Source organism: Acinetobacter sp. P1(2025), assembly GCF_051390655.1.
Classification (GTDB): Bacteria; Pseudomonadota; Gammaproteobacteria; order Pseudomonadales; family Moraxellaceae; genus Acinetobacter; species Acinetobacter junii.
Window position 1 is genome coordinate 50805 of sequence record NZ_JBPKBJ010000012.1, and the last position, 9491, is coordinate 60295.

General features: G+C 38.7%; 10 protein-coding genes and 1 rRNA gene. 5 read left to right on the forward strand and 6 right to left on the reverse strand.

The genetic code is table 11. The annotated features are described in order from the left end of the window. Nucleotides 1-10 precede the first annotated feature (10 nt). The 3 genes from ACSC97_RS05025 to ACSC97_RS05035 all read right to left on the reverse strand — a co-directional run bounded on the left by ACSC97_RS05025 (nucleotide 11) and on the right by ACSC97_RS05035 (nucleotide 3078). A complete protein-coding gene (locus ACSC97_RS05025) occupies nucleotides 11-1219 on the reverse strand; it encodes an MFS transporter (protein WP_436659577.1) in 1209 nt (402 codons plus the stop codon). 78 nt (nucleotides 1220-1297) lie between these two features. Continuing rightward, entirely contained in the window at nucleotides 1298-2548 is a 1251-nt protein-coding gene (locus ACSC97_RS05030; RefSeq protein ID WP_436659579.1) for an esterase-like activity of phytase family protein, read from the reverse strand. 125 nt (nucleotides 2549-2673) lie between these two features. Beyond that, entirely contained in the window at nucleotides 2674-3078 is a 405-nt protein-coding gene (locus tag ACSC97_RS05035; protein ID WP_005403498.1) for a helix-turn-helix domain-containing protein, read from the reverse strand. Between the two features lie 81 nt (nucleotides 3079-3159). Here ACSC97_RS05035 and ACSC97_RS05040 point away from each other — a divergent pair, with 81 nt between their 5' ends. The 5 genes from ACSC97_RS05040 (at nucleotide 3160) to ACSC97_RS05060 (ending at nucleotide 6233) form a co-directional block, all read left to right on the forward strand. After that, complete coding sequence (locus ACSC97_RS05040; RefSeq protein WP_436659581.1) at nucleotides 3160-3648, forward strand: DUF2938 domain-containing protein; 489 nt, start codon at nucleotides 3160-3162, stop codon at nucleotides 3646-3648. A 14-nt stretch (nucleotides 3649-3662) separates the two neighbouring features. Continuing rightward, nucleotides 3663-4226 carry a flavodoxin family protein gene (locus ACSC97_RS05045; protein ID WP_270900021.1) on the forward strand — a complete coding sequence of 188 codons (564 nt, stop codon included), beginning with the start codon at nucleotides 3663-3665 and terminating at the stop codon, nucleotides 4224-4226. Nucleotides 4227-4230: 4 nt separating this feature from the next. Continuing rightward, nucleotides 4231-4461 carry a DUF2798 domain-containing protein gene (locus ACSC97_RS05050; RefSeq protein ID WP_004917151.1) on the forward strand — a complete coding sequence of 77 codons (231 nt, stop codon included), beginning with the start codon at nucleotides 4231-4233 and terminating at the stop codon, nucleotides 4459-4461. A gap of 327 nt (nucleotides 4462-4788) precedes the next feature. Then, nucleotides 4789-5352 (forward strand): lytic transglycosylase domain-containing protein, encoded by a 564-nt coding sequence (locus ACSC97_RS05055; protein WP_004917154.1) that lies wholly within the window; start codon nucleotides 4789-4791, stop codon nucleotides 5350-5352. 362 nt (nucleotides 5353-5714) lie between these two features. After that, the gene (locus ACSC97_RS05060; protein ID WP_125318610.1) at nucleotides 5715-6233 is read left to right on the forward strand and encodes a lytic transglycosylase domain-containing protein; all 519 of its coding nucleotides are present in this window, start codon (nucleotides 5715-5717) and stop codon (nucleotides 6231-6233) included. 57 nt (nucleotides 6234-6290) lie between these two features. On the opposite strand, the gene cysK is transcribed toward ACSC97_RS05060, so the two are convergent. From cysK to rrf, 3 genes are all read right to left on the reverse strand, one after another. Then, nucleotides 6291-7292: a cysteine synthase A gene (cysK, locus tag ACSC97_RS05065; protein ID WP_004917158.1), complete on the reverse strand. Its 1002-nt coding sequence runs from the start codon at nucleotides 7290-7292 to the stop codon at nucleotides 6291-6293. 97 nt (nucleotides 7293-7389) lie between these two features. Further along, nucleotides 7390-9003 carry a Na/Pi cotransporter family protein gene (locus ACSC97_RS05070; RefSeq protein WP_171493083.1) on the reverse strand — a complete coding sequence of 538 codons (1614 nt, stop codon included), beginning with the start codon at nucleotides 9001-9003 and terminating at the stop codon, nucleotides 7390-7392. A gap of 142 nt (nucleotides 9004-9145) precedes the next feature. Next, nucleotides 9146-9260: ribosomal RNA gene (rrf, locus tag ACSC97_RS05075) — 5S ribosomal RNA — on the reverse strand. Between the last annotated feature and the right edge of the window lie 231 nt (nucleotides 9261-9491).

Here is a 9491-nt window from a genome sequence, read left to right on the forward strand (position 1 = left end):
ATTTAATAATTTAGGCTGAACGTTGTAATTTACCAAGATATAAAGCGGATACTAACCCAATCACCAAAACCACACTCACACTCAAATTAATTCCAATCCAGCCAAACTGCTCCCAAACCAATCCACCGAAGCTGCCGAGCAAACTTGAACCAATGTAATAGCAGAATAAATACAGCGAGGATGCCACTGCACGATATTGTACTGCTTGTACTGAAACCCAACTACTTGCGGTCGAATGCGCTGCAAAAAATGAAAAAGCGAAGATAATCAAACCGATCAAAATTGACCATAATGATGGAAGGAGTGTAAACCACAAGCCAATCATCATCGTCATTAACATCATCGGCAGAACCTTATCACGCCCATATTTAAAGCCCCATTGTGCGGCTTTAGGCGAACTATAAATGCCTGCTAGATAAGCAATCGAAATCACACCAATCCATGCTTGTGATAAGTGAAATGGAGCTTCTAATAAATGATAGCTAATGTAGTTAAATACCGTCACTAAACAGCCCATTAAGATAAAACCTTGGGCAAATAAAATCCTTAATTTTGAATCTCTTAAGTTCTGCTCAAATGCATCCTTAAAGCGAGAAAACCGAAAGGGATACGGTTTAAAGTGCTGAGATTTGGGCAATAAAAAATAAAATAAACAAGCGATAATCAGATTTAGAAAACCAATAATATAAGTAGCAGATTGCCAAGAAATAAAATCAACTAAAACCCCCGCGATTAAACGCCCTCCCATTCCACCAATTGCCGTACCTGAAATATATAGCCCCATGGCAAAACCGATATCTTTTTGTGCGATCTCCTCTCCGATATAGGTCATTGCAACCGCTGCGACACCACTCACAGCTAAGCCAATAAAAATACGAGTAGTCAGAAAAATTTCCCAAATCGGAAATGAAGCACTAATCAGCAATAATATGGAAACAAAAAATAAGGCAAACACCATAATCCTTTTGCGTCCATAACGATCAGATATGAATCCTGTGAACAACAAACCAATCGCGAGTGCAATGGTTGAAAAAGATAAAGGGAAACTACTGTGCGTTGGTGTGACCTGAAAGAATTTTGCAAAGATCGGCATCATCGGCTGTACACAATACAGGGATGAAAAGGAAGCAAAACCAGCAAAGAACAAAGACCATAAAATCGCAGTAAACGATTTTGAACCATATTCAATATGGGTTGGGCGCGTAACTGATTCAGACATGAGGACTCCTTCTGCCTGATCAGTATACGCTTTCAACCGAAATGAGGAATGACCATTTCGGCTAATTTTACCCGACGTTTAAAATAATGCTTTCGGCAAACGAATCTGAATAATTTCGTTATCATCAGCAAGTTTGGCATTACGTCCCGAAGAACCTGGGAAATTATTGTCATTCAATACAGTTAATGTCGTTCCATTTTCAATAATTACATCTTCAATCGTTTCAAATGGGAAAGCAAAGACCTGACCTGTTCCAATATCCCCTTCACGCGCTGTGCCATAGAGTAAATTTGGATTGGCAATTTTGATTAAATCCACCAAATCTTCACGTACTACCATTTGTTTAGGTTCGGTCAAAGTGATCCGTATCAGCTTTTTATACCCACCTAAATTATTTTGGCTCGCATCACGTTCGATGATGATGCCATCTTTATCACTAAATAATTGGAAATCACCGATATTAGTTGCCTTGCTATTTAAAGCGAACCAATAATATTGTCCCGTATAGCTTTTCTTCTGAATATCAAATTGAGAAATCAGAAGTTGACCTGTTGCATCATTCAGCAATGGCTTTTCCAGTAAAGGATATAGATATTTGCCATCTGGAGAAATCGCCATTCCCTCAAAGCCCCCACTGCGCTGTACCAAAGGCTCAACAAAATTGATGTTGGCTTTGTTAAATTGGTTTTGAGGGGAACGTAGTTCTTGGGCTGAATTTAAAGGATTAGGCAATCCAATTGGTGCATCCAATAAAATTCCTTCTGCTGAGAAATGTAATAAGTAAGGGCCAAACTCATCACCGATCCAATAGCTGCCATCTGCTGCACGTTGCATCGACTCAGGATCAAAATCGGCACCTGTTAATAAACGTTCTGAAGTATTTCCATTCACAATTTCAAAAGGAATACGTTTATTTGGATCACGTAATTGAATAAAGCTTTGGACTGAAACTTGCCCTGTGCCTTTATTTTTTGTTCTGAAATCGGCTTTGATTTTATAAATACGCAATAAATAATCCGCTGAATTGTCTTGCGTACCAAAACCATTATCAGACATCGCCATATAACTACCGTCTTCATTTTTCAAAGCAGCCGAGAAACCTTGTACAGGTTGCCCTTTAAATGGTGGGTAAATACCATTAGTGCCACTGACAGCGTTGCCAGAATCAGGTCCAATCGCATAGGTTTCTACAGGCAGCTTAGCAAAAGAGATCAAGGTTGGCTCAGTCACTTGATCTACCGATGTTTTTTGATCTTGATCATCATCATTACATGCCGTTAAAGCCAAAGCACTACAGCACAATAAAGCCAATAAAGTTTTCTTGTTCATAGTTTTATACATTTGGTAAAAATTAAGAAAAATTAGAACAAGTTTTTATGAAGCTTTGACTTCAATAAAATGACATCTTTATGGCGATGCAATCCGATGCTTTCTCCTTAAAACTCTGTTTTGTTTTAGAGTTTTGTGGGCTGATATTCACCTGCAATCGCAGCTTTTAAAAAATTCTGAAAAGTCGGACATTGCATATGATTTTCTGCGGGACATACCGCAGCATGTCTCAATCCTTCGCTAATGAAATGTAAACGTCGTGTCATTTGTTCTAATTGTTCTGCCTTATCATTCAGCATTTTCCGATCTAACTCAGGCTTTCCATCCTGCCCAAACATGCTTGCAATTTCATCCAATGAAAAGCCTGCTGCTCGACCTAATGCAATGAGAGCCAGTTGATCCAAAACTTGTTTACTGTACTGACGACGTAAGCCATGACGACCAATCGATTTGATTAACCCTTTCTCTTCATAAAAGCGCAATGTCGATGTCGTGAGCTTTGCTTTTTTTGCGACTTCACCAATATCCATAAATACCCCTTGACTTCAAGTTGGCTTGAACTTGCACAATCAATTTATCAGATTTTATTGGTAAAGGCTCAAGGTGATTAAATGAATGTGTTGGAACGATTGATCTACATTTTTGGACTTGGTATTGGTGCAACCATCATCATGGATATTTGGTTGTTGATATTAAAAAGATTCAATATCCCAACGTTAAATTTTACTTTACTTGGACGTTGGATTGGCTGGATTTTGCGTGGAAAAATCCAGCATCAATCAATTGCTCAAAGTCCAGAAATTCGACATGAATATCTACTTGGCTGGATTGCTCATTACAGTGTGGGTGTCATTTTCTCTTTCAGCTTTATTTTAATGGTAGACCAAAATTGGTTGGCTCAACCTCAATTTCCTTCTGCACTTTCCTTTGGTGTGATCACTGTTTTGATCCCTTTCCTGATCATGCAACCCGCGATGGGATTAGGTATCGCTGCCTCAAAGACACCTCAGCCCTTTATTAACCGCATTAAAAGTTTGATCAATCACAGTATTTTTGGGTGTGGTTTATTTCTCACCGCTGTATTGCTTAATTTTTTCTAATCGAGGACGACTCCATGAAATCTATTGCAATTATCTACCATAGCCGCCAAGGTCATACACAATTTATTGCAGAGCAAATTCAAATAGGTGCTGCACAAGTAGAGAATATTCAAATTGATTTGTTTACAGCAGAATCATTGATGGCTCATCCATACCTTATCGCCCAATATGATGGACTCATTTGGGGTAGTCCAACTTATTTAGGTGGTGTTTCAGGTACCTTCAAACAACTGATGGATCTCACAGGACCATTATGGAAAAAGCAAAGCCTAAAAGGAAAACTCGCGGCAGGATTTACGGTTTCATCACTTCCTGCTGGAGATAAACAGTCTACACTCATTTCACTTTTCACCTTTTGTATGCAACACGGTATGATATGGATTGGTAATCCTGTTCTACCTGAACAACATCAAGGTATACCTTATACTCAGGCACTCAATCGTCTTGGTTCTTGGTCAGGTTTAATGGCACAAGCTGAACATCAAAGTGCAGCCAATGCGTTTGATTTTGGTGATATTAAAACCGCCCAATTATTCGGGCAAAATTTTGCATTAAATTTAAATGCAATTCAGAGGTGATTACGTGAAGGCAGCAAGTCTTTTATTTCCATTCATATTATCTTGCATGATGTCATTTCTCATCTCAGGAATTACTACCTTTAAAGCGGTAGGTTTAATTGATAACTTCTTTTCAATGTGGATGTCAGCTTGGATTGTGGCGTGGATGTTTGCATTTCCAAGTGTATTAGTCTGTGCACCGATTGCTCAAAAGCTAGTAGCATGGATAATAAAGACAGCCAATTTGAAGCATTGAGATATTCAACTATGTAAGCCACAGCCTACACGAAATCAGGTGATTAACGCATATACAACATGCCAATACTTACCTAGAATGCAAGACATAGAGACAGGATGTCTCATTTAAAATAATAAAAAGCACAGGACGTGGTCATCGACAGGAGTTGGTGATAGCACCAAATACGAAGAAGCCTCGACAGGAAGTCGAGGCTTCTTTTTTTCTAAATTAAGTCAAGCCTAAAATATAAAAACCAACGATTTTGCCTATGAACTATCATTGACCCGAACTAGGCCTCTTTTTACTATCCGCGTGCTTTTATAGAATGGACACACTTTTTTCACGATGATAACGCGATACAGATTTTCTTTTACTCAGTTTCAAAACAAATGTCTTAAACTCAGCTTTATAGTTATTAGTGCCTACTTCATCGTTGCATGTACAACAACAAAATCACCAACAATCAACCATTCACAACAATTTTCACAAGGCATTCAAACGGCTTTTTCTGTTCATCCAACGACTGCAAATCGTGTCGCACCCATGATTCTGCAAAGTGCTGAATCTTATAACATTTCTCCACATTTACTTGCTGCACTGATTCGACAAGAATCTAGCTATATCGCCAATGCCAGATCATCAGCAGATGCCGTAGGTTTGACCCAAGTACGTCCCAAGTTTTGGCAACAGACCTGTTCTGGAAATCTTTATGATGAACAGATTAATATTAATTGTGGCGCATACATTCTTGCAAAATACTATCAAGCGACTGGTGATTGGTTCAAAGCACTTGGTTATTACAATGTCGGACCAACCGGTTATAAAAGAAGCCTCTACATGCGCAATCAAGCACATCGCTACGCCAACTCAGTAAAACGCCATGAGCAAGCTTTAAAAGAAGCATTATGATTACATCATGTACGCATATACGTACATCAGTTGCGGTGATTAGCGAATATACGACTAAAGTATAAAGCTCTATCATAAGAGTCATAAAGAGACAGGAAGTCTCATTCAGAACAACAAGAAGCACAGGACGTGGTCGTTGACAGGAGTTAACGGCAAGAAACCAAATATGAAAAAGCCTCGACAGGATGTCGGGGCTTTTTTTATATCTAAACAATGCTCTTCACATGATCGCAAAATAACTATTATTGACTCATTTACATGGTGTTAATACCATCAACTCATCTTGGTACTTTTGGTTTATTATTTTGCAATTCTTATTCAATCATACTGATCAATACAGTCGTATCAATAAATTTAATGGAATGATTTTAAAAATTAGTTTGATCATGATAGCGATCAGTATGACAGCATGCAGTAGTTTAAGCGGGTCATTTGCAAACCGATCTAATCAATTGTCTTCAGGTTTGCAAAATGCTTATTCTGTTGCTCCAAATACTGCCAATCGTTTATCTCCTATGATTGTGCAAAGTGCCGAACGTTATGATGTTTCACCAACTTTACTTGCTGCACTAATTCGCCAAGAATCAAATTTTAATAGCTCGGCGCGCTCGCCCACAGGTGCGATTGGTCTAACTCAAATTATTTCTAGCTATTGGAGTACATCTTGCCCTGGCAATTTGTATGATGAAAACACCAATATCAACTGTGGTGCTTATATTCTTTCCAGCTATTACAAATCTGCTGGCAGTTGGTCTAAAGCCATAGCGTATTACAATGTTGGACCGACTGGCTATGAACGTAGTTTTTGGACTCGCCATAAAGCGAAGAAATATGCACGCTCAGTTAAGCGCCATGAAAAGACCTTAAAAAAAGCCTTATAATAGAAGTAATAAAAAACCATGCGCTTAGGCATGGTTTTTACTCACTCAACAATGCAATCAAGCTTCGTCAAATAAACCTTCAAATAAAACAGAAGATAAATAACGCTCACCACTATCAGGCAAGATCACCACAATGGTTTTACCTGTATTTTCAGGACGTTCTGCAATTTGAGCTGCTGCTGCTAAAGCTGCACCGCTTGAGATACCAACCAAAATGCCTTCTTGAGTTGCACACTTTCTTGCCCACTCAATCGCATCAGCACTATTCACTGGTACAACCTCATCCACCAAATCCAAATCTAAGTTCTTAGGAATGAAGTTCGCTCCAATGCCTTGAATCTTATGCGGTGCGGGTGAAATGCTTTCACCATTTTTAGTTTGAGTAATGATTGGAGATTCAGCAGGTTCAACTGCGACAGAATAAATTGGCTTATTCTGAACTTGCTCAAAATAACGAGAAATGCCAGTAATTGTCCCGCCAGTGCCAACACCCGCAACTAGAATATCAACTTGCCCATTGGTTGCCTGCCAGATTTCTGGGCCTGTGGTATCGACATGAATCTGTGGATTGGCTGGATTTTCAAATTGTTGTGGTAGAAAATAAAGCTCTGGATTTTCCGTTGCTAAACGAACCGCTTCATCCACTGCACCTTTCATACCTTTAGCAGGTTCAGTTAAAACAAGATTCGCACCTAAAGCTTTTAATACTTTTCTGCGTTCTAAACTCATACTGGCTGGCATCGTCAAAGTGATTGGATAACCTTTTGCCGCTGCAACGAATGCTAATGCAATTCCTGTATTGCCACTTGTTGGTTCAACAATATGCATACCCGCTTTCAACACACCACGCTTTTCCGCATCCGCAATCAAAGCTGCACCAATACGGCATTTCACTGAGAATGCAGGATTACGACTTTCAACTTTTGCCAATACTGTTGCGCCAGTTTTAATCAGACGATTGATACGAACCAATGGTGTATTACCAATCGCTTCAGCATTGTTTGAATATACTGCTATCCCTAAGTTTGCAGGCGTTGGAAATTGTTGATCGGTCGACATGTTATTTCCTTATTAGATTTGGAATGATTCTCAATCATTATAGGCTTGTCAGCTGAGTAGGAAAGTAGAAAACGTAGGATTTATGAAAAGTTATATTTTAATGAGCTAACTCTACTTCATCATCCACTAATATGTGTGTTGTATCACTCAACAAGATTGCTACACGGCTACAGTGAACTATAAGATGTTCCAACCATCTTTGCGCAGCTAAGAGCTCTAAAGTATAAGTCGCAGGAATATTCTTGTTTGCAGCATCTTCTATCAGTTGTTGTCGAACAAATTCTTGTTTCTCTTTCAGCTCTTCGACTATTTCAGTTAATTCATTTACCAATGATTCAGGTAAATTTGAAAAAGGTTGCTGCAGTAAATAAGAAATATTCTGCTCCAAAACTGTGGCGAAACGCTGTGCTAAATCATAAATAATGCTTTGATTTTGAATAAATTCAATTTTAGAAACATCAGCTAAATCATTTTTAAGCACTCGAACATACACAACTAACCGTAACAAAATAATAAAGCGCTGCTGATCAATATTCGACTGTGGAATCGACATTTCTTTTAGATACTGCTCAACTTTTACAAGTGTATGATCATATTCACTTATATTTACAAGTGAAGGAATAATCTCGTTTCGGATACAACGAACCAATACACTGTACATATCTGCAATCGACTTCAATAATGCTCGTTCTACTGCTGCAATTGCCAATGCTGGAACGCTATAAAGTGACTCATCCAAATAACAGGTCGTCACAGGCTCTTGTTCAGGTAGTAAACGGATAATCAGTTGCTCAAATTTAGGTAAAAGAGGCATGAAAATACATGCTCCCAATAAGCTAAAAGCTGTATGAAATGCTGCAACTAACAATACTTCATCTAATTGATGGATCGCATCCACATGTTGATATGCCCATACAAAGATTGGAGACAAAATAAGAAAAGCAAAAATTGCCGTAACTACATTAAAAACAACATGAACCGCTGCTGTCCGCTTTGCACTTGTGGTCGCTCCCATCGCCGCGAGTACTGCTGTTGCGACGGTCCCAATGTTCTGACCGATCACTAATGCTAAAGTTTGTTCAAAATTGATTGCTTGAGTAGATAATGCTGCCAATGTCGTTGTTATTGCTGCACTTGATGACTGTAATAGAATGGTCATCAAAATGCCTATCACCACTAAAATGACCTTCATTATAAGTGTTGGCTCTGCCCAACGAGATAAATCAATAAGTTCAGCGATACCACTCATCGCATCTTGTAATATTTGAATTCCAAAGAATAGCAGGCCGAATCCAGCTAAAGTTAATCCTAAAAAAGAAACTTTTTCATTACCTAATACTTTAAGCAGAGCTCCAATTCCGATCATAGGTAAGGCGAAACTTGCAATTGAGAATTTCAATCCCAGCAGTGCAACTAACCATCCCGTACTTGTTGTCCCTATGTTCGCTCCGATAATCACTCCAATTGCATGACTAAAACTAAGAACGCCTGCACTGACAAAACCAATTGTTGCTAAAGTAGTAGCTGTAGAGGATTGTACAACTACAGTTAGACCAATCCCTGATAAAACAGCTTTAATCGGAGAATTTGTAAATCCAACTAACCATTGTCGTAGAGCTTCACCAGCGATTGCTTTTAAGCTATCCGTCATCAGAGACATGCCTAAAAGGAATAGGCCTATACCACCTAGCAACTGGATAATTACATTCAATGCTGAATTCCTTTTTTATAATTATGAATTTAACTCGATTATAAATTGAAGTAGAGATAAAACAATTGAGATTAGTTTTAAGTTTTCTTATTTCAATAAAAAACACCCCTAACCGTTAGGTTAGGGGTGTTTTAGATTTAAAAGCTGGCGATGACTTACTCTCACATGGCAAACGCCACACTACCATCAGCGCGAAGAGGTTTCACTTCTGAGTTCGGGAAGGGATCAGGTGGTTCACTCTTGCTATTGTCGCCAGCAAACTGTTTATGGATACTTGCTTTGGTCTTATATATGCCAAGGCGTTTTCCAAATGAGTTATTAACGGATTAGATAATTGGTCTGTATTGTAACTAGTTTGTACACTAAATCAAGTTATGTATTGAATTTATCTTGAATACAACAACTGTTTGGGTGTTGTATAGTCAAGCCTCACGAGCAATTAGTATTGGTCAGCTTCACACGTCACCGTGCTTCCACACCCAACCTAT